Origin of the sequence: Klebsiella michiganensis (genome assembly GCF_015139575.1) — a bacterium.
GTDB classification, from domain to species: domain Bacteria; phylum Pseudomonadota; class Gammaproteobacteria; order Enterobacterales; family Enterobacteriaceae; genus Klebsiella; species Klebsiella michiganensis.
The window spans coordinates 4,324,338-4,344,406 of sequence record NZ_AP022547.1 but is presented as its reverse complement, the minus strand read 5'-3'; the positions used below and the strand labels follow the sequence as shown (position 1 = coordinate 4,344,406).

The following is a 20,069-nucleotide window of genomic DNA, read 5'->3' as shown; positions in this document are numbered from 1 at the left end:
GAGCCCACGATGACCACACGTTTACCGCTGGTTGCGGCGCAGCCGGGGATCTGGATGGCGGAGCGCCTCTCGACGCTGCCCGGCGCCTGGAGCGTCGCCCACTATGTCGAGCTGCGCGGTGATATCGACCCGATACTGCTCGGCCGGGCCATTGTCACCGGGCTGTCGCAGGCCGACACCCTCAGCATGCGTTTTTGCGAAGATAACGGCGAAGCCTGGCAGTGGGTCGATGAACATCGTGCGTTTGCCGAACCGGATTACCGGGATCTGCGTGCCGCGAGCGACCCGCACGCGGCCGCGCTGGCGCTGATGCAGGCCGACCTCGGACAAAACCTGCGGGTGGACGGCGGCAATCCGCTGGTCTGCCATCAGCTGCTGCGGGTGGGTGATAACCGCTGGTACTGGTATCAGCGTTACCACCATTTGCTGGTCGATGGCTTCAGCTTCCCGGCGATTACCCGCCAGATCGCCGCGATCTACCGCGCCTGGCAGCGCGGCGAAGCAACGCCTGATTCCCCGTTTACGCCGTTTGCCGAGGTGGTGGAAGAGTATCAGCGCTACTACGGCAGCGACGCCTGGCAGCGCGACAAACAGTTCTGGCAGGCGCAGCGTCAGGCGCTGCCGGCACCGGCCTCGCTGTCGGACGCGCCGCTGGCGGGAAGGGCGACCAGCAGCGATATCTGGCGCATGAAGCTGGAGGTGGATGCCGGGGTCTTTAGCCGGCTGGCGGCAGGGGCGCCGCAGTGCCAGCGCGCCGATCTGGCGCTGGCGCTGACCGCCCTGTGGCTGGGACGGCTGTGCAGCCGAACGGACTATGCCGCGGGCTTTATTTTTATGCGCCGCATGGGCTCTGCGGCGCTCACCGCTACCGGCCCGGTGCTCAACGTTCTGCCGCTGGCGGTCACTATTGACGCCGGGGAAACGCTGCCGGAGCTGGCCACGCGTCTTGCCGGGCAGTTGAAGAAAATGCGCCGCCATCAGCGCTATGACGCCGAACAGATTGTGCGCGACAGCGGCAGAGCGGCGGGCGATGAACCGCTGTTTGGCCCGGTGCTCAATATTAAAGTTTTCGACTATCAGCTGGATATCGACGGCGTGGAGTCCATTACCCACACTCTGGCCACCGGCCCGGTCAATGACCTGGAGCTGGCGCTCTTCCCGGATGAAGCCGGGGGGCTGTCGCTGGAGGTGCTGGCGAATAAGCAGCGCTACGAGGAACGGACGCTGCGTAACCATATCTCCCGACTCTCCGCACTGCTGGCCCAGTTTGCCGATAATCCGACCCTGCGCTGCGGCGAGGCGAATATGCTGTCGGCGGCGGAAACGGAACAGCTGCGGCAGGTCAACGCGACCGCTGTCGACCTGCCGCTCACCACCCTGAGCGCGCTGGTAGCGGAGCAGGCGGCGAAAACCCCGAATGCCCCTGCGCTGGCGGACGGCCGCTGGCAGTTTAGCTACCGCGAGATGCGCCAGCAGGTGGTGGCGCTGGCTGAACAGCTTCGCGCGCGGGGCGTCAAGCCGGGCGATAGCGTCGCGGTCGCGCTGCCGCGTTCGGTATTCCTGACGCTGGCGCTGCACGGTATTGTTGAGGCCGGCGCCGCGTGGCTGCCGCTGGATACCGGCTATCCCGACGATCGTCTGCGGATGATGCTGGAAGACGCCCGGCCGTCGCTGCTGATTACCTCTGAAGATCAGCGGGCGCGCTTTAGCGATATTCCCGGCCTGGAAAGCCTGTGCTACCAGCAGCCGCTGGCGGCGTCGGATGCCGCGCCGCTGGCGCTCTCACGGCCGGAGCATACTGCCTATATCATCTTTACCTCCGGCTCTACCGGGCGACCGAAAGGGGTGATGGTCGGGCAAACCGCCATCGTCAACCGCCTGCTGTGGATGCAGGACCACTATCCGCTCTGCGCTGACGACATCGTGGCGCAGAAAACGCCGTGCAGCTTTGATGTGTCGGTCTGGGAGTTCTGGTGGCCATTTATCGCCGGCGCGCAGCTGGTGATGGCCGAGCCGGAAGCCCATCGCGATCCGCTGGCGATGCAGCGGTTCTTTGCCCGCTATGGCGTCACCACCACCCACTTTGTGCCGTCGATGCTGGCGGCGTTCGTCGCCTCGCTGGAGGCGGAGAACGTCGGCGCCTGCCAAACCCTGCGCCGGGTATTTTGCAGCGGCGAAGCGCTGCCGACGGCGCTGTGTCGGGAATGGGAGCAGCTGACCGGCGCGCCGCTGCATAACCTGTATGGCCCGACGGAAGCGGCGGTGGACGTTAGCTGGTATCCGGCCTGTGGGCCCGAACTGGCGGCGGTAAGCGGCACCAGCGTGCCGATTGGCTGGCCGGTGTGGAATACCGGGCTACGCATTCTTGATGCCGCCATGTGCCCGGTGCCGCCGGGCGTGGCGGGGGATCTCTACCTGACCGGCATTCAGCTGGCGCAGGGCTATCTGGGGCGCCCCGATTTAACCGCCAGCCGCTTTATTGCCGACCCTTACGCGCCGGGCGAGCGCATGTACCGCACCGGGGACGTTGCCCGCTGGCTGGATAACGGCGCCGTCGAGTATCTCGGGCGCAGCGACGACCAGCTAAAAATTCGCGGCCAGCGGATTGAGCTGGGCGAGATTGACCGCGCGATGTCCGCGCTGCCGGACGTTGCGCAGGCGGTGGCTCACGCCTGCGTCTTCAATCAGGCGGCGGCAACCGGCGGCGATGCCCGTCAGCTGGTGGGCTATCTGGTTTCTGACTCCGGCCTGCCGCTGGACGCCGTCGCGCTCAAAGCGCGGCTTGGCGAACAGCTGCCGCCGCATATGGTGCCGGTGGTGCTGATACAGCTGCCGGCGCTGCCGCTGAGCGCTAACGGCAAGCTGGATCGTAAAGCGCTGCCGTTACCCACGTTGAGCGGTGAGCGCAGTGGCCGTCCGCCGGAGCCTGGCGTGGAAACCACCGTCGCCGCGGCCTTTAGCCAGCTGCTCGGCTGCGAGGTGAACGATATCGACGCCGATTTCTTCGCCCTCGGCGGCCATTCGCTGCTGGCGATGCGCCTGGCGGCGACGCTCGGCCGCGAGCTGGAGCGGCAGGTGACTCCGGGGCAGGTGATGGTCGCGTCTACCGTCGGCAAGCTGAGCGCGCTGCTGGCATCGGATCTGAGCGATGAGCAGGCGCAACGGCTGGGCTTCGACGCTCTCCTGCCGCTGCGCGAGAGCGACGGCCCGACGCTATTTTGCTTCCATCCGGCTTCCGGTTTTGCCTGGCAGTTCAGCGTGCTGGCGCGTTATTTAAGCCCGCGCTGGTCGATCGTCGGCATTCAGTCGCCGCGACCGCAGGGACCGATGGCCACGGCGGCGGATCTGGATGCGGTGTGTGAACATCATCTCCACACTCTGCTGACGCAGCAGCCCCACGGCCCCTATTATCTGCTGGGCTATTCGCTCGGCGGTACCCTGGCGCAGGGGATTGCCGCCCGGTTACGCCAGCGCGGCGAAGCGGTGGCCTTCCTCGGGCTGCTCGATACCTGGCCGCCGGAGACGCAGAACTGGGCGGAGAAAGAGGCGAACGGTCTGGATCCTGAGGTGCTGGCGGAGATTGCCCGTGAACGCGAGGCGTTTCTGGCCGCCCAGCAGGGGCAGGCTTCCGGCGAGCTGTTCAGCGTTATCGAAGGCAACTATGCCGATGCGGTGCGCCTGCTGACCACCGCGCACAGCGCGAAGTTTGACGGTAAGGCGACGCTGTTCGTGGCGGAGAAAACCCGTCAGCCGGGGATGGACCCGCAGGTGGTGTGGGGGCCGTGGGTCGGCGAGCTGGAGGTGTTCAGCCAGGATTGCGCACACGTGGATATTATCTCTCCGCAGGCCTTTGAAGCGATCGGCCCGGTGCTCAGGGAGATATTGGATTAGGGGCAGATGAACTCCCGGGTTGCGGCTAACGCCTTACCCGGGCTACCGTTTGTGCCAGATTGGGTAGCCCGGCTAAGCGCAGCGCGAGCCGGGAATCTCTACTTGCGGCCCAGCGGCACTACCAGCGGCGTATGCGCCACCGGATCGTCAATGATCGTACAGCGCAGGCCGTAAATCTTCTCGATCAGCGCCGCGTTGACAATCTCCTTCGGCGCGCCCTCGGCGACGATTTTGCCGTCGCGCAGGGCGATCAAGTGGGTCGCGTAGCGGCAGGCCTGGTTCAGATCGTGCAGCACCGCCGCCAGGGTATAGCCCTTCTCCTGATTCAGCTCGCTTAGCAGCTCAAGCAGGTCGATCTGATGGCTGATATCCAGCCAGGTGGTGGGCTCATCGAGCAGCATAATCGCCGTCTCCTGGGCCAGCACCATGGCGATCCACGCCCGCTGGCGCTGGCCGCCGGAGAGCGTATCGACGCTTTGCAGCGCCAGGTCGGTAATGCCGGTGGCCTTCATCGCCCTGCTGACCGCCTCTTCATCCTCTTTGCGCCAGCGGGTAAACAGCGGCTGGTGCGGATAGCGCCCGCGGGCCACCAGCTCCTGAACCGTAATATCTCCCGGCGTAGTGGCGTTCTGCGCCAGCAGGCCGACCCGCTTCGCCACCTCTTTACTGGCGTAACGCTGGATCTGCTCGCCGTCGAGATACACATGACCGGATGTCGGGGTCATCAGGCGGCTCAGGGTACGCAGCAGCGTCGATTTACCGCAGCCGTTAGGGCCAATAATGGCGGTGAAGTGGCCGTCGGGAATGGTGACGCTCAGCGATTCGGCGATGGTTTTTTTGCCGTACGCCAGGGTCAGCTGGTCGCCGCGCAAACGGGAGGTTACAGCGGTCATTTTTTGCGGGACTCCTGAATTAACAACCCGATAAGGTAGATGCCGCCAAGGCTGACGGTCACCACGCCCACCGGTAACTGATAGGGCATAAACAGACGCTGCGCGCAGTAATCAGACAGCGCCAGCAGCAGGGCGCCGCACAGCGCCGCCTGGGCCAGCCCCCAGCGCGCGGTGCCGCTGAGGCGGCGCGCGATATGCGGCGCCACCAGGGCGATAAACGAAATCGGCCCAGCGAGCGCGGTAGCGGCGGCGGTCAGCACCACCCCGACCAGCATCAGCAGCAGCCGCGAGCGCTCAACCCGCACGCCCAGGGCGCAGGCGGTATCGTCACCCATCTCCAGCAGCCGCATGCGCCGCGCCAGCAGCGCCCCGCAGACCAGCATCAGCAGAATCAGCGGCGCCGAGGGCCAGGTTTTTCCCCAGGTCAAACCGTTAAGCGAGCCGGCATACCACAGCCCGGCGGAGAGGGCGGTTTCCAGCGAAGCGCGCAGCAGCAGCCAGGTATTGAATGCCACCAGCATAGCGCGCACGCCGATGCCGATAATAATCAGGCGAAAGGTTTCAATCCCGTTGCGCCACGCCAGCAGCCAGACCGCCAGCGCGGTAAGGATCCCGCCAGCCATGGCCGCCATGGCGATGGCCGCCAGGTTCTGGCCAAACATCACCATCGCTACCAGCACGCCGCTCCAGGCCCCGGTGTTAAACCCCATCACGTCCGGGCTCCCCAGCGGGTTGCGGGTCAGCGACTGGAAAATCGCGCCGCTGACGCCGAGGGCGGCGCCAATCAGCAGCGCCATCAGCACGCGGGGCAGGCGCCACTCGGTCACCACCATGGCGACGTTGCGCGGCGCATCTCCGAGCAGCGCCGAGATAACCTGCTCAACGCTCAATGGCACCAGGCCGGTGCCCAGCCCCCACAGGGAGACCAGCGCGCTGGCGACCAGCAGCAGCAGGCAGCTAAAAATCAGGCGACGAGAAGGCGCAATCACATGCCACCTCCGCGCGGCTGGCGGCGTACCAGCCAGATCAGCACCGGTGCGCCGATAAAGGCGCTGACCACCGAAACCCGCAGTTCGCCGGGCACCAGCAGGCGCCCCAGCACGTCGGCAAACAGCAGCAGGGCAGGGGTAGCCAGCAGGGTCACCGGCAGCGACCAGCGATGATCCGCGCCCACCAGCCAGCGGGCCATATGCGGCATCATCAGGCCGATAAAGGCGATGGGCCCGACCACCGCCGTGGCGCTGCCGCACAGGACGGTAATCGCCAGCAGACCAATAAGCTGAGTACGCGCGACCCGGCTGCCGAGCGCGGTGGCCGTATCGTTGCCGAGGCTCAGGCTGTTTAAGGCACGGCTCAGCAGCAGCGTCACCAGGCCGGCAATGAGTACCGGGATCAGCACGATTTTCAATGTTTGCAGGGTGCGCACATCCAGCGAGCCCGCCTGCCAGAAGCGCAGCTGGTCGTAGACGTCAGGGTTAAGCAGGGCGATACCGCTGGAAAGCCCTTCCAGCACCGCCGCCAGGGCGACCCCCGCGAGGGTCAGGCGAACCGGGCTCAGCTGGCCGCCGCCCTGGCTGCCGGTAAAGGCTACCAGCAGCGAGGCGCCGAACGCGCCGCAAAAGGCCATCAGCAGCTGCTCCTGCGGCGAGGAGAGACCAAACAGCGCCGCGCCCAGCACGATAGCGAAGCTGGCGCCGGAGTTGACGCCGAGGATCCCCGGGTCCGCCAGCGGGTTGCGGGTCAGCGTTTGCATCAGCGCCCCGGCCAGACCCAGCGCGGCGCCGGCCAGCAGCCCGGCGAGGGTTCGCGGCAGTCGTGCATCAAGGACGATGGTGCAATCGGCGCTCTGGCAGGTGCCGGTGAAGGCATCAATGACGACGCTAAACGGCAGGGGTTTGGCGCCGACCAGCAGGCTGAGCGCAACGGCGATGATTAAAACGATTAAAAGACCCGGCACGGCAAAGGCGCGCGCCGCGGTCGTGGAAGACGACATGGCTTACATCCCTGACATGATAATGATAGTAATTATCGTTATCGATTCTATCCGGTTATGTTAGCATGTGCACCCATAAAAATGGTATGGAAAATAATAACAAGGCGCTGTCATGAACCGACAATCCTGGCTGCTGAATCTCAGCTTGCTGAAAACCCACCCGGCCTTTCGCGCCGTCTTTATCGCCCGCTTTATCTCGATCCTGTCGCTTGGCCTGCTGGGCGTGGCGATCCCGGTACAAATCCAGCTGATGACCCATTCCACCTGGCAAGTGGGGCTGTCGGTGACCTTAACCGGCGGGTCGATGTTTGTCGGTCTGATGATCGGCGGCGTGCTTGCCGACCGCTATGAGCGTAAACGTCTGATCCTGCTGGCGCGCGGCACCTGCGGGATTGGCTTCGTCGGCCTGTGTCTCAACGCCATGCTGCCGGAGCCGTCGCTCATCGCCATCTATCTGTTGGGCATCTGGGACGGCCTGTTTGCCTCAATCGGCGTGACCGCGCTGCTGGCGGCGACTCCGGCGCTGGTTGGCCGGGAAAACCTGATGCAGGCCGGGGCGATCACCATGCTGACGGTGCGGCTGGGCTCGGTGATTTCGCCGATGATCGGCGGCCTGCTGCTGGCAACCGGCGGCGTAGCCTGGAACTACGGCCTGGCGGCGGCAGGTACCTTTATTACGACGCTGACGCTGCTGCGTTTGCCGCGGCTGGCGCCGCCGCCGCAGCCGCGCGAGCATCCGCTAAAATCGCTGTACGCGGGACTGAAGTTTCTGTTTAACAGCCCGCTTATCGGCGGCATTGCGTTGCTTGGCGGCCTGCTGACCATGGCCAGCGCGGTGCGCGTGCTCTATCCGGCGCTGGCCGGGAGCTGGCAGATGTCGACGTCGCAGATTGGCCTGCTGTACGCCGCGATCCCTCTGGGCGCGGCGTTCGGGGCGTTGACCAGCGGACAGCTGGCGCAGACGGCGAGGCCCGGCGTGCTGATGCTGGCGACCACCGTTGGCTCCTTTGTGGCGATTGCGCTGTTCAGCCTGATGCCGGTGTGGGCGCTGGGCGCCCTGTGCCTGGCGCTGTTTGGCTGGCTGAGCGCGATAAGCTCGCTGCTGCAATATACGCTGATTCAGACGCAAACCCCGGAAAATATGCTCGGGCGTATCAACGGGCTGTGGACCGCGCAGAACGTGACCGGCGATGCGATAGGCGCGGCGCTGCTCGGCGGCCTGGGCGCGATTCTGACGCCGGCCGCTTCGGCGAGCGCCAGCGGCTGGGCGCTGGTCATTGTGGGCGTGGTGCTGGTGGGGCTGCTACGCGAGCTGCGCCGCTTTCAGCGCCCGGAGACGGCGTAAACGCCTGACCCGGGCTACCGGCCCGCAGACGGCGGTGGACCCGTAGCCCGGGTAAGCGCAGCGCGACCCGGGAAGAAGCCGCACCGATGTATTTATCCCGACGCATTCCCGGGTTGCGGCGTAAACGCCTGACCCGGGCTACCGGCCCTACCGGCCCGCAGACGGCGGTAGACCCGTAGCCCGGGTAAGCGCAGCGCAGCCGGGGAAGAAGCCGCACCGATGTATTTATCCCGACGCATTCCCGGGTTGTGGCGTAAACGCTTGACCCGGGCTACCGGCCCGCAGACGGCGGTAGACTCGTAGCCCGGGTAAGCGCAGCCGGGGAAGAAGCCGCACCGATGCATTTATCCCGACGCATTCCCGGGTTGCGGCGTAAACGCCTGACCCGGGCTACCGGCCCGCAGACGGCGGTGGACCCGTAGCCCGGGTAAGCGCAGCGCAGCCGGGAAGAAGCCGCATCGATGTATTTATCCCCGCACATTCCCGGGTTGCGGCGTAAACGCCTGACCCGGGCTACCGGCCCGGAGACGGCGGTGGACCCGTAGCCCGGGTAAGCGCAGCGCGACCCGGGAAGAAGCCGCACCGATGTATTTATCCCGACGCATTCCCGGGTTGCGGCGTAAACGCCTGACCCGGGCTACCGGCCCGCAGACGGCAGTGGACCCGTAGCCCGGGTAAGCGCAGCGCGACCCGGGAAGAAGCCGCATCGATGTATTTATCCCCGTACATTCCCGGGTTGCGGCGTAAACGCCTGACCCGGGCTACCGGCCCGCAGACGGCGGTGGACCCGTAGCCCGGGTAAGCGCAGCGCGACCCGGGAAGAAGCCGCACCGATGTATTTATCCCGGCACATTCCCGGGTTGCGGCGTAAACGCCTGACCCGGGCTACCGGCCCGCAGACGGCGGTGGACCCGTAGCCCGGGTAAGCGCAGCGCAACCCGGGAAGAAGCCGCACCGATGTAGTTATCCCGGCGCAACCCAGGCTACCGACCTGCAGTTGCCCGGTAGCGCCACCGGGAAAACGAAAAGAGCGATAATAAAAAGCCCCGGATTGCTCCGGGGCTGGCTATCACTCGTCAGTGACGATTTACGCTTAGTACGCGCCGAGATCGCTCCAGACCTGGAACTGACCGCAGTTCAGATCCGGCTGGTTGCCCTGAGACCACCATTTCACCTGGTAGTTATGGCCTTTCCAGCTCACGATTTCAAAGCTGCCCCAGTTGCTGCCATAGACGGTGCTGGCATTCCACAGCGGGTAAGGCGTGGTTTCGTCAGAAGGAACAGCATCATCATCTGCCGGTTGAGGCGTATCATCGGTGCGATCCTGGTCGTCAGCCGGCTCGTCCTCGGTATCATCAGTCTGAGTCGCGGCGACGACGGAGAGCACAAAGCGCTGCTGCGTTGACGGTTCACCCCAGGTATCGCGCACGAACAGGGTGAAGGTATACTCGGTATCCGCAGCCACTTTCGGCACATCGAACTCAATGACCGCCGCGGTTTTATCGGCGACGTTGATCGCCGCGGGCACGCCCCAGCTAAAGGTCAACTCGTCGTTATCTTCATCAGAAGATTTTTCGCCGGAAAGACGCACGCGGGAGCCGCCTACCACCATCAGTTCGATAGCGGCTTTCGGCGCATGGTTTACCGACGGTTCAGGCTGGACGGTATCCTCCTCCTCTTCCTCCGGTTCATCCGGTGTATCCGCCGGGTCGACGTTGATGCCTTCGAAATAGAACGGCTCCATATCGATAATTTCAGACGCCATTTCATAGCCCAGACCCTCACGGGCGGCGTTAACCAGCACCCCGTTGTCCTGGTCGATTGTCCAGGTGAACAGCGCGCCCAGGCCGAGGCTGGCGGCGTATTCGCCCTTGGCTTTCACCGTGCGCGGCGTATCCAGGGACATGAACAGTTTGCTGTCAGGGTTGTAGAGGTAGTCCGCGTCGGCAACCTTGTCGGTGTAGACGTTGAAGCCGTTACGGCCTTTCTGGTTTTCCAGATCCAGGTAGTTATAAATGATGTCGTACCATTCGGTGGTGCCCGATTCGAAGGAGCCTACGGTGGTGCCGGTGCCCGGGTTATAGGTACCCTTCAGCGGAGAAAGGGATTCCAGCTCCGCGTTGCGCCCGTTACGGGTGTAGGCAGCGTAACCAATGTTGATTCGCTCTGCCGGGAAGCCTTCGGACAGCAGATGGCCGACAACGGTATCCACCCCCCAGCCGCCTTCTTCCAGCGCCTTCAGGTTGGTGTGGTGGGTCACGCTCTCCGCCCACGGGGTACCGAAGAAGTCATAGGTCATGACGTTGATACCGTACAGGCCCGCTTTCAGCAGCGCATTGACGTTGGAGTAGCCGAGCGTCTTGACCACCGCCGAGCTGGCAATGGAGATTTTGACGTTGCTCAGGCCTGCGGCGTCCAGCTGCTTACGCAGTTCGCCAATCAGCAGGGCGTAGTTCTCGCCGTCTTCCGGGCCGTACGGGTTGCCAGCGCCTTCGGCGTTCGGATATTCCCAGTCGATATCCACTTCGCTGAACATCGGGAACTGTTTGAACAGTTTTACCACGCCTTTGGCAAAGACCTTACGCGCGGCGTCAGACGCGGCGGTTTCATGGAAACCGTTGCTCATGCTCCAGCCGCCGATGCTCATGGACAGCACCAGGTCGTGGCCCTGCTGCTTCGCTTTGGCCTGCAGATCGCGCAGGCCGCCGAGCAGGCCTTTAGTATTACTCTGGGTCACGGTCTTCGGATCGACATCCCAGCCGCTGACGGTGTGGCCAACGTTAACGTAAGACTGGAAGTCGCCCCACGGGTCGAGGAAGGTGGGCTCGTACTTCACTTTTCCGCACTGATCGGCACCTTCGGCAACCACGTCGCGCCACAGGTTGTCTACTTTGTGGAAGCCGGTCACGCCGACGAAACCGACGATGATTTTGTCGTAGGCGGTAGGAGAAACGTTGGTCAGGTCGTAGCCGCGACCGCGGTTATCTTTTGAATTATCGCCCTGCAGACGACCATCATACTGTGACCAGTCGGTGTAGTAGCCGAAGACTTTGGGTTTGGTGGTGGAAGCTTTGTATTTGTTATAGACCGGTTTAGCGACGCGAGCGGAGGTATAGCTGTATGCGCTCACTTCTGTTGCCGGGTTAAAGCCGTCTGCGGCGTTGCTGGTTTCGGTCAGCGTATCGCCTTGAATCAATTTGCTCGTTGCCACGTTAATTTCCTTCTGTGTTGAATGACCACCTCAAGCGGTGTGGGGCAGATAATCGGGCAACGCGGCGGCCGGGGCTAATCACAAATTAACACCTGAAACGATGATATTTCGGCTGATGGGCGATGAGGGTGATAGGGCGTTAAACGGTGAAAAAGCCTGTTATAACAACGCGATGATATATGAAATGAGGCGCGATGAGATCCCGGCGACCGGCGCCGGGAAGCGTGGCTTACGCAAAGAGGGTCGCTAAGCGCTGCAGCACCAGTACGGCGCTGTAGTAATCCAGGCGGAAGGTTTCCGTCCCCAGCGGATAAACGCGTTTGCCTTCAACGGCGGGCAGATGCGCCAGCAGCGGGTTGGCGTTAATCGCGTCGGCGTCCTTTTGGTCGCCGGCAAACAGGAACAGGCTCTGGCCGTTAAGTCCGGCGGCTAAGTTTTCCCCGCCCAGCTGCACGATATCATGCCGTTTTCCCTGGCTCTGGCTGGCATGCAGCCCGCCGGGCAGGTCGGCGAGGGTAAAGCCCAGCTGCTCGAGCAGCTGTCCCTGAGCGGATTCTTTGGTCCAGATATTGGCGCTATGGGCCGCGGTGGTGTAGACCAGCGCGGTAACCGGCTGCGGCGGCAGCTTCATTTTCTCTTTCAGCGCCGCCAGCTTTTTATCAAACTCCGCGATTCTCTCCGCCGCCTGTTTTTCGTGGCCGGTAATCTCCCCCAGTTGGGTCAGCAGGGCCTGCCAGCTTTTATCATCGTAGTTAATGATAAGCGTCGGGGCGATGGTGGAAAGCTGGTCGTAGAGCATCATCGCCGAATCGCCGCCGGTGGCGCTAATCAGAATGAGATCCGGCATTTGCGCCGCGACGGCCTCAGCGCTCGGTTCGCCAATATAGAGGCGCGACAGCTTGCGCGCTTTCGCCACATCGCTCCACTGGCGTAAAAATCCCTGACCGTCGGCGACGCGGTTATTGGGCGTCGTGGCCCCGCTGGCCACCACCGGCGCGTCAATCGCCAGCAGCGAGCCGGTCAGCGTCACGCTGGTGGAAACAATGCGCAGCGGCTGGCTTTCCAGCGTATGGGGTCCCCGGCTGTCGGTTATCTGACGCGGCCAGTCTGCCGCCAGCGCTGAGCTAATTCCGAAAATCGCCAGGCCGCTGGCGAGGAGGGTACGGCGGCAAAAGGTGGAGAAATTCACGTATTCGCATCCTGGTTAAGTAGTGATAAATGCTTCTCATTTTCAGCTGTGAGCGGCGTCGATGCAAGCTTAAGTCGCACAACATGCTACCTGTACGGTTGACATAGCGCGCAATACCTTTTAGGTTACCCAACCAAAATATAAATGATAATTATTCGTAATATCTTTATCGTTTTTGGAGGATGATATGGAAACGTCTTTGGCTGAGGAAGTACGGGAGAAAAAAATGACTCTGCCGCCGGAAAGCTTCTTCTTTATGTCGCCGTACCGCAGCTTCACCACCGCTGGCTGCTTTAGCCGATTCTCTCATCCGGCCGCCGACGGCGATAATCCGGACGGGGAGTTTCAGCAAAAAATAGCGGCCTCGTTTAAAGCGGCGCGGGCTGCCGGGATCGCAAAGCCTGTGATGGTCGGCGCCATTCCGTTCGATACCAGTGAGCCTTCCGAGCTGTTTATCCCCGCGAGCTGGACAGCGTTCTCCCGCACTGAAAAGCAGCACTCCGCGCGCTATGCGTCCGGGCAACAGCCGATGGACGTGGTGCAGCGCCGGGAGATCCCCGAACAGGACACCTTCATGGCGATGGTGGCGCGCGCGGCGGCCCTCACCGCGACGCCGGAAGTGGACAAAGTGGTCCTCTCGCGCCTGATTGATATCACCACCCGCGAACGGGTTGATAGCGGGGCGCTGCTCGAGCGCCTGATCGCCCAGAACCCGGCCAGCTATAACTTCCACGTGCCGCTCTCGGACGGCGGCGTGCTGCTGGGCGCCAGCCCGGAGCTGCTGCTGCGTAAAGAAGGCGCGCATTTCAGCTCTCTGCCGCTGGCCGGTTCGGCCCGTCGCCAGCCGGACGATGTGCTGGACCGCGAAGCGGGGCACAGGCTGCTGGCATCGGAAAAAGACCGCCACGAACATGAGCTGGTGACCCAGGCGATGAAGGCCGTATTAGCGCCGCGCAGCAGCGAACTCTCCCTGCCGGACTCTCCGCAGCTGATCACCACGCCGACCCTGTGGCATCTGGCGACGCAGATTCAGGGCACCGCGCTGGCAAATGAGAACGCCATGTCGCTGGCCTGCCTGCTGCACCCGACGCCGGCGCTGAGCGGCTTCCCGCATCAGGCGGCGAAACGCCTGATTAACGAACTGGAGCCGTTCGACCGTCAGCTGTTCGGCGGCATCGTCGGCTGGTGCGATGATGAAGGCAACGGCGAGTGGGTGGTGACCATCCGCTGCGCGCGCCTGCAGCAGCGCACCCTGCGGCTATTTGCTGGCGCAGGTATCGTCCCGGCCTCTTCGCCGCTAGGCGAGTGGCGCGAAACCGGCGTCAAACTGACCACCATGCTGAACGTATTCGGCTTGCAATAAGGGACTATGATGATCGAATTTACCCGCTGGCCGGAAGAGTTTGCGGCCCGCTATCGGCAAAAAGGTTACTGGCAGGATCTGCCGCTAACCCATCTGATTACCCGTCATGCGGAAAACGACGCTCCCGCGATTATCGACGGCGACAAAAGCTACAGCTACCGTGAATTCAACCGCCTGGTGGATAACCTCGCCTCCTCGCTGCAGCGTCAGGGCCTGAAGCGCGGCGAAACGGCGCTGGTGCAGTTGGGCAACGTTGCGGAATTTTATATCACCTTCTTCGCGCTGCTGCGTATCGGCGTTGCGCCGGTCAACGCGCTGTTCAGCCACCAGCGTAGCGAGCTGAACGCCTACGCCGCGCAGATTGAACCCGCTTTGCTGATTGCCGACCGCGAACACGCGCTGTTTGCCGATGATGATTTTCTTAACGCTTTTGTCGCCCAGCATGCGTCGGTACGCGTGGCCCTGCTGCTGAACGACGGCGGCGAACGCAGCCTGGCGGCGGCCATCGCGCGGCCTGACGATAATTTCGTCGCGCATCCGACGCCCGCTGACGAAGTGGCCTTTTTCCAGCTCTCCGGCGGCAGCACCGGTACGCCGAAGCTCATTCCGCGTACTCATAACGACTACGAATACAGCATTCGCCGCAGCAACCAGCTGTGCGGCGTAAGCGCCGAAACGCGCTATCTGAACGCGCTTCCCGCCGCCCACAACTACGCGATGAGCTCGCCGGGTTCACTCGGCGTCTTCCTCGCCGGCGGCGTGGTGGTGCTGGCGCACGACCCGAGCGCCACCCTCTGCTTCCCGCTGATCGAAAAGCACCAGATTAACCTGACCTCGCTGGTTCCGCCGGCGGTAAGCCTGTGGTTACAGGAGATCTATGAGTCCGGCAGCAATGCCCGTCTGCAGTCGCTGCGGCTGCTGCAGGTAGGTGGGGCGCGCCTGTCCGCGACCCTCGCCGCGCGTATTCCGGCGGAAATCGGCTGTCAGCTCCAGCAGGTCTTCGGCATGGCGGAGGGGCTGGTGAACTATACCCGCCTCAACGACAGCCCCGAGCGCATTATCAATACCCAGGGCTGCCCGATGTGTCCTGATGACGAAGTGTGGGTGGCCGATGCGCAGGGTAATCCGCTGCCGCGCGGCGAAGTCGGGCGCCTGATGACCCGTGGCCCTTATACCTTCCGCGGGTACTACAAGAGCCCGCAGCATAATGCCGAGGCCTTTGATGCCGATGGTTTCTACTGCTCTGGCGATCTGATCTCGATCGATGAAGATGGCTATATCACCGTGCAGGGGCGGGAAAAAGATCAGATCAACCGCGGCGGCGAGAAGATCGCGGCGGAAGAGATCGAAAACCTGCTGCTGCGCCATCCGGCGGTGATCCACGTCGCGCTGGTCAGCATGGAAGATAGCCTGCTGGGGGAAAAGAGCTGCGCATATCTGGTGGTAAAAGAGCCTCTGCGCGCGGTGGCGGTACGCCGCTTCCTGCGGGAACAAGGGGTCGCAGAATTTAAACTGCCGGACCGCGTGGAGTGCGTTGATGCGCTGCCGCTGACGCCGGTGGGCAAAGTCGATAAAAAACAATTACGTCAGTGGCTGGCTGAACGCAAGCTGGGCTGAAGGAGAAGACAGAATGGCAATCCCAAAATTACAGGCTTACGCGCTGCCGGAAGCCAGCGATATCCCGGCGAACAAAGTGAACTGGGCATTTGAGCCGTCCCGTGCCGCGCTGTTGATCCACGATATGCAGGAGTATTTCCTTAACTTCTGGGGCGAAAACAGCGCGATGATGGAGAAAGTGGTGGCCAACATCGCCGCCCTGCGCGAGTTCTGCAAACAGAACCATATTCCGGTTTTTTACACCGCCCAGCCGAAAGAGCAGAGCGATGAAGACCGCGCGCTGCTGAACGACATGTGGGGGCCGGGCCTGACCCGTTCGCCGGAACAGCAGCAGGTGATTGCCGCGCTTGCGCCGGACGACAACGACACCGTGCTGGTGAAGTGGCGCTACAGCGCGTTTCATCGCTCGCCGCTGGAGGAGATGCTGAAAGAGGCGGGGCGCGATCAGCTAATCATCACCGGCGTATATGCCCATATCGGCTGCATGACCACTGCGACCGATGCGTTTATGCGCGATATTAAGCCGTTCTTCGTTGCCGACGCGCTGGCCGATTTCAGCCGCGAGGAGCACCTGATGGCGCTCAACTACGTGGCGGGTCGCTCCGGTCGCGTGGTGATGACCGAAGAGCTGCTGCCGCTGCCGGCATCGAAAGCGGCGCTGCGGGCGCTGGTGCTGCCGCTGCTGGATGAATCCGACGAACCGATGGATGACGAAAACCTGATCGACTACGGCCTGGATTCGGTACGCATGATGGCGCTCGCCGCCCGCTGGCGTAAAGTGCACGGCGATATCGACTTCGTGGTGCTGGCGAAAAATCCGACCATTGATGCCTGGTGGGCGCTGCTTTCCCGCGAGGTGAAATAATGAACGGGCTCGATTTTCACGGCCGGACCGTGTGGGTCACCGGCGCGGGCAAGGGGATCGGCTACGCCACCGCCCTGGCGTTCGTTGAGGCCGGCGCGCAGGTAACCGGGTTTGATTTGGCGTTCGACGGCGAAAGCTACCCGTTCGCCACCGAGACGCTGGACGTTGCCGACGCGCAGCAGGTGGCGCAGACGTGCGGCCGCCTGCTGGCAGGGATCGCGCGGCTGGATGTGCTGGTCAATGCCGCCGGTATTTTGCGGATGGGGGCGACCGATGCGCTGAGCCAGGAAGACTGGCAGCAGACCTTTGCCGTTAACGTTGGCGGGGCGTTTAACCTGTTCCAGCAGACGATGGCGCAGTTCCGCCGCCAAAAAGGCGGGGCGATTGTGACCGTGGCGTCCGACGCTGCGCATACGCCGCGCATTGGCATGAGCGCCTACGGCGCATCAAAGGCGGCGCTGAAGAGCCTGGCGCTGACCGTCGGGCTGGAGCTGGCGGGCAGCGGCGTACGCTGTAATCTGGTTTCTCCTGGCTCTACCGATACCGATATGCAGCGGACGCTGTGGGTGAGCGATGACGCTGAGCAGCAGCGCATTCGCGGCTTCGGTGAGCAGTTTAAGCTGGGCATTCCGCTGGGTAAAATCGCCCGCCCGCAGGAGATTGCCAATACCATTCTGTTCCTCGCCTCCGACCACGCCAGCCATATCACGCTGCAGGATATCGTGGTGGACGGCGGCTCGACGCTGGGGGCATAAATGGCCTGGAAACGTCAGCTGACGCTGGATGAACTCAACGCGACCAGCGTCAATACGATGGTGGCGCATCTGGGCATCGTTTATACCCGGCTTGAGGAGGGCTTGCTGGAAGCGGAAATGCCGGTCGACGCGCGAACCCATCAGCCGTTCGGGCTGCTGCACGGCGGCGCCTCCGCGGCGCTGGCGGAAACCCTGGGCTCGATGGCCGGGTGGCTGATGACCGAAGAGGGGCAGTGCGTAGTGGGGACCGAGCTCAATGCCACCCATCACCGGGCGGTCTCCAGCGGCAAAGTCCGCGGCGAATGCCGGGCGCTGCACCTGGGGCGTCAGGGCCAGAGCTGGGAAATTGCGGTGTTCGACGAGCGGGGACGACGCTGCTGCACCTGCCGTCTGGGCACGGCTGTCCTCGGCTGAGGCATAGCCTGTTCCCGGGTCGCGCTGCGCTTACCCGGGCTACGGGTTCACCATCGTCTGCGGACCGGTAGCCCGGGTAAGGCGTTTACGCCGCAACCCGGGGATACGCCGGGATGAATGTATCGGTGCGGCTTCTTCCCGGGTCGCGCTGCGCTTACCCGGGCTACGGGTTCACCATCGTCTGCGGACCGGTAGCCCGGACAGGCGCGTCAAGCGCCGCCTCCGGGGAAACAGGATGCGATGCAGTGACAGATTATCCCTCCCCGTTTTCATCCATTTTCCTGCCAGAAGTGATCTCGCTTGCAATGTGAGATAAATCCTTGCCGTCAGGCGACATCTGCAACGTTTCAAAGTTGTTAAAACTTCCATTGTGTTCTAGAAACAACTTGTAACATCCTGATTACCCTACCTGTGGAACACAATGATGAATAATTCAGGGAAATACCTCATCTGGACACTGCTCTCCGTTATCGGAGCCTTTGCCCTGGGCTATATCGCGCTAAACCGGGGTGAACAGATTAACGCGCTGTGGATTGTCGTCGCGGCAGTCTGCGTCTATCTGATCGCCTATCGCTTTTACGGCCTGTATATCGCTAAAAACGTGCTGGCGGTCGACCCGACGCGCATGACTCCGGCGGTGCGTCACAACGACGGCCTCGACTACGTTCCAACCGATAAGAAAGTGCTGTTCGGTCACCATTTTGCGGCCATTGCCGGCGCGGGGCCGCTGGTTGGTCCGGTGCTGGCGGCGCAGATGGGCTATCTGCCGGGAATGATCTGGATCCTCGCGGGCGTGGTGCTGGCCGGAGCGGTACAGGACTTTATGGTGCTGTTCGTCTCCACCCGTCGCGACGGACGTTCGCTCGGCGAGCTGGTGAAAGAGGAGATGGGCCCGACCGCCGGCGTACTGGCGCTGGTAGCCTGCTTTATGATCATGGTGATTATCCTCGCGGTACTGGCGATGATCGTGGTGAAAGCGCTGACCCACAGCCCGTGGGGGACTTACACCGTGGCCTTTACCATCCCGCTGGCGATTTTCATGGGGATCTATATTCGCTATCTGCGCCCCGGGCGCATTGGCGAGGTGTCGGTGATTGGCCTGGTGATGCTGGTGTTCGCTATCATTTCCGGCGGCTGGGTGGCGGAAAGCCCGACCTGGGCGCCGTGGTTTGACTACACCGGCGTACAGCTCACCTGGATTCTGGTGGGCTACGGGTTTATCGCCGCGGTGCTGCCGGTCTGGCTGCTGCTGGCGCCTCGCGACTACCTCTCCACCTTCCTGAAAATCGGCACCATCGTCGGTCTGGCGATTGGTATTCTGATTATGCGTCCGACGCTGACGATGCCGGCGCTGACCAAATTTATCGATGGCACCGGGCCAGTATGGAGCGGCAGCCTGTTCCCGTTCCTGTTTATCACCATCGCCTGCGGCGCGGTTTCCGGCTTCCATGCCCTGATTGCCTCCGGCACGACGCCGAAGATGCTGGCTAATGAAGGCCAGGCCTGCTTTATCGGCTACGGCGGCATGCTGATGGAGTCCTTCGTGGCGATTATGGCGCTGGTGGCGGCCTGTATTATCGACCCGGGCGTCTACTTCGCGATGAACAGCCCAATGGCGGTGCTGGCCCCGGCGGGCGTGACCGATGTGGTAGCGTCGGCGGCGCAGGTGGTGAGCAGCTGGGGCTTTACCGTAACCCCGGATACGCTTAATCAGATTGCGAACGAAGTGGGGGAACAGTCGATTATCTCCCGTGCGGGCGGCGCGCCGACGCTGGCGGTGGGCATGGCCTATATTCTGCACGGTTCGCTGGGCGGCCTGATGGACGTCTCCTTCTGGTATCACTTCGCGATTCTGTTCGAGGCGCTGTTTATCCTGACCGCGGTGGATGCCGGCACGCGCGCGGCGCGCTTTATGCTGCAGGATCTGCTCGGGGTGATTAGCCCGGGCCTGAAGCAAACCAGCTCGCTGCCGGCGAACCTTCTCGCCACGGCGCTGTGCGTGCTGGCGTGGGGCTACTTCCTGCATCAGGGCGTGGTTGACCCGCTTGGCGGCATCAACACGCTGTGGCCGCTGTTTGGTATTGCCAACCAGATGCTGGCGGGGATGGCGCTGATGCTCTGCGCGGTGGTACTGTTTAAGATGAAGCGCCAGCGCTATGCCTGGGTCGCGCTGCTGCCGACCTCCTGGCTGCTGATCTGTACCCTGACCGCGGGCTGGCAGAAGTCGTTCAGCACCGATACCAAAGTGGGCTTCCTGGCGATTGCCAACAAGTTCCAGGCGATGATTGACAGCGGCAATATTCCGCCGCAGTACACCGAGTCGCAGCTGGCGCAGCTGGTGTTTAACAACCGTCTGGATGCCGGGCTGACCATCTTCTTTATGGTGGTGGTGGTCGTGCTGGCGCTGTTCTCGATTAAGACCGCGCTGGCGGCGCTGAAAGAGGACAAACCGACGGCGAAAGAGACCCCTTACCAGGCGATGCCTGCTGATGCTGATAGCCTGGTGACCCAGGCGAAACGCGCCCACTAAGCC

The 20,069-nt window shown here is 62.9% G+C and carries 14 protein-coding genes; 8 read left to right on the top strand and 6 right to left on the bottom strand.

All coding sequences use genetic code 11. The features are described from left to right. The first annotated feature begins 9 nt into the window (after nt 1–9). Nucleotides 10–3,891 carry an enterobactin non-ribosomal peptide synthetase EntF gene (gene entF / locus JLG71_RS20475; protein ID WP_200913784.1) on the top strand — a complete coding sequence of 1,294 codons (3,882 nt, stop codon included), beginning with the start codon at nt 10–12 and terminating at the stop codon, nt 3,889–3,891. Between the two features lie 98 nt (nt 3,892–3,989). On the opposite strand, the gene fepC is transcribed toward entF, so the two are convergent. Genes fepC through fepD form a run of 3 tightly spaced genes read right to left on the bottom strand, consistent with a single transcriptional unit; the run spans nt 3,990 to nt 6,777 of the window. Continuing rightward, nucleotides 3,990–4,784, bottom strand: a complete 795-nt coding sequence (gene fepC, locus JLG71_RS20470; RefSeq protein ID WP_200913783.1) for an iron-enterobactin ABC transporter ATP-binding protein — start codon at nt 4,782–4,784, stop codon at nt 3,990–3,992. Next, complete coding sequence (gene fepG / locus JLG71_RS20465; RefSeq protein WP_009653197.1) at nt 4,781–5,773, bottom strand: iron-enterobactin ABC transporter permease; 993 nt, start codon at nt 5,771–5,773, stop codon at nt 4,781–4,783. Before fepG ends, fepC begins: the two co-directional genes overlap by 4 nt. After that, nucleotides 5,770–6,777, bottom strand: coding sequence for a Fe(3+)-siderophore ABC transporter permease (fepD, locus tag JLG71_RS20460; RefSeq protein WP_014228353.1), 1,008 nt, complete (start codon nt 6,775–6,777; stop codon nt 5,770–5,772). The genes fepG and fepD overlap by 4 nt, the downstream gene beginning before the upstream one ends. Nucleotides 6,778–6,889: 112 nt before the next feature. On the opposite strand from fepD, the gene entS reads away from it, so the two are divergent. Further along, complete coding sequence (entS, locus tag JLG71_RS20455; RefSeq protein ID WP_064406583.1) at nt 6,890–8,122, top strand: enterobactin transporter EntS; 1,233 nt, start codon at nt 6,890–6,892, stop codon at nt 8,120–8,122. A gap of 92 nt (nt 8,123–8,214) precedes the next feature. Here entS and JLG71_RS20450 read toward each other — a convergent pair whose 3' ends face one another. From JLG71_RS20450 to fepB, 3 genes are all read right to left on the bottom strand, one after another. Further along, a complete protein-coding gene (locus JLG71_RS20450) occupies nt 8,215–8,466 on the bottom strand; it encodes a hypothetical protein (protein WP_176678768.1) in 252 nt (83 codons plus the stop codon). Nucleotides 8,467–9,215: 749 nt separating this feature from the next. After that, on the bottom strand, nt 9,216–11,333 hold the full coding sequence (locus JLG71_RS20445; RefSeq protein ID WP_200913782.1) for a glycosyl hydrolase family 18 protein: 2,118 nt from the start codon (nt 11,331–11,333) through the stop codon (nt 9,216–9,218). 229 nt (nt 11,334–11,562) lie between these two features. After that, nucleotides 11,563–12,522, bottom strand: coding sequence for a Fe2+-enterobactin ABC transporter substrate-binding protein (gene fepB / locus JLG71_RS20440; RefSeq protein ID WP_200913781.1), 960 nt, complete (start codon nt 12,520–12,522; stop codon nt 11,563–11,565). A 187-nt stretch (nt 12,523–12,709) separates the two neighbouring features. On the opposite strand from fepB, the gene entC reads away from it, so the two are divergent. The 6 genes from entC (at nt 12,710) to cstA (ending at nt 20,066) form a co-directional block, all read left to right on the top strand. After that, a complete protein-coding gene (gene entC, locus JLG71_RS20435) occupies nt 12,710–13,885 on the top strand; it encodes an isochorismate synthase EntC (RefSeq protein WP_025108239.1) in 1,176 nt (391 codons plus the stop codon). A 9-nt stretch (nt 13,886–13,894) separates the two neighbouring features. After that, nucleotides 13,895–15,502, top strand: coding sequence for a (2,3-dihydroxybenzoyl)adenylate synthase EntE (gene entE, locus JLG71_RS20430; RefSeq protein ID WP_064375885.1), 1,608 nt, complete (start codon nt 13,895–13,897; stop codon nt 15,500–15,502). A 13-nt stretch (nt 15,503–15,515) separates the two neighbouring features. Then, nucleotides 15,516–16,367, top strand: a complete 852-nt coding sequence (gene entB / locus JLG71_RS20425) for an enterobactin biosynthesis bifunctional isochorismatase/aryl carrier protein EntB (protein WP_025108237.1) — start codon at nt 15,516–15,518, stop codon at nt 16,365–16,367. After that, nucleotides 16,367–17,122, top strand: coding sequence for a 2,3-dihydro-2,3-dihydroxybenzoate dehydrogenase EntA (gene entA / locus JLG71_RS20420; RefSeq protein WP_032748650.1), 756 nt, complete (start codon nt 16,367–16,369; stop codon nt 17,120–17,122). Before entB ends, entA begins: the two co-directional genes overlap by 1 nt. Next, nucleotides 17,123–17,536: a proofreading thioesterase EntH gene (gene entH, locus JLG71_RS20415; RefSeq protein ID WP_046878152.1), complete on the top strand. Its 414-nt coding sequence runs from the start codon at nt 17,123–17,125 to the stop codon at nt 17,534–17,536. 424 nt (nt 17,537–17,960) lie between these two features. Continuing rightward, nucleotides 17,961–20,066 carry a pyruvate/proton symporter CstA gene (gene cstA, locus JLG71_RS20410; RefSeq protein WP_025108508.1) on the top strand — a complete coding sequence of 702 codons (2,106 nt, stop codon included), beginning with the start codon at nt 17,961–17,963 and terminating at the stop codon, nt 20,064–20,066. The last annotated feature ends 3 nt before the right edge of the window (nt 20,067–20,069 follow it).

Excerpts from the sequence above, each read along its gene's own strand:
- entF (WP_200913784.1), top strand. The coding sequence starts at position 10 with ATGACCACACGTTTACCGCTGGTTGCGGCGCAGCCGGGGATCTGGATG.
- fepC (WP_200913783.1), bottom strand. The coding sequence starts at position 4,784 with ATGACCGCTGTAACCTCCCGTTTGCGCGGCGACCAGCTGACCCTGGCG.
- fepD (WP_014228353.1), bottom strand. The coding sequence starts at position 6,777 with ATGTCGTCTTCCACGACCGCGGCGCGCGCCTTTGCCGTGCCGGGTCTT.
- entS (WP_064406583.1), top strand. The coding sequence starts at position 6,890 with ATGAACCGACAATCCTGGCTGCTGAATCTCAGCTTGCTGAAAACCCAC.
- JLG71_RS20450 (WP_176678768.1), bottom strand. The coding sequence starts at position 8,466 with ATGCATCGGTGCGGCTTCTTCCCCGGCTGCGCTTACCCGGGCTACGAG.
- entC (WP_025108239.1), top strand. The coding sequence starts at position 12,710 with ATGGAAACGTCTTTGGCTGAGGAAGTACGGGAGAAAAAAATGACTCTG.
- entE (WP_064375885.1), top strand. The coding sequence starts at position 13,895 with ATGATCGAATTTACCCGCTGGCCGGAAGAGTTTGCGGCCCGCTATCGG.
- entB (WP_025108237.1), top strand. The coding sequence starts at position 15,516 with ATGGCAATCCCAAAATTACAGGCTTACGCGCTGCCGGAAGCCAGCGAT.
- entA (WP_032748650.1), top strand. The coding sequence starts at position 16,367 with ATGAACGGGCTCGATTTTCACGGCCGGACCGTGTGGGTCACCGGCGCG.
- entH (WP_046878152.1), top strand. The coding sequence starts at position 17,123 with ATGGCCTGGAAACGTCAGCTGACGCTGGATGAACTCAACGCGACCAGC.
- cstA (WP_025108508.1), top strand. The coding sequence starts at position 17,961 with ATGAATAATTCAGGGAAATACCTCATCTGGACACTGCTCTCCGTTATC.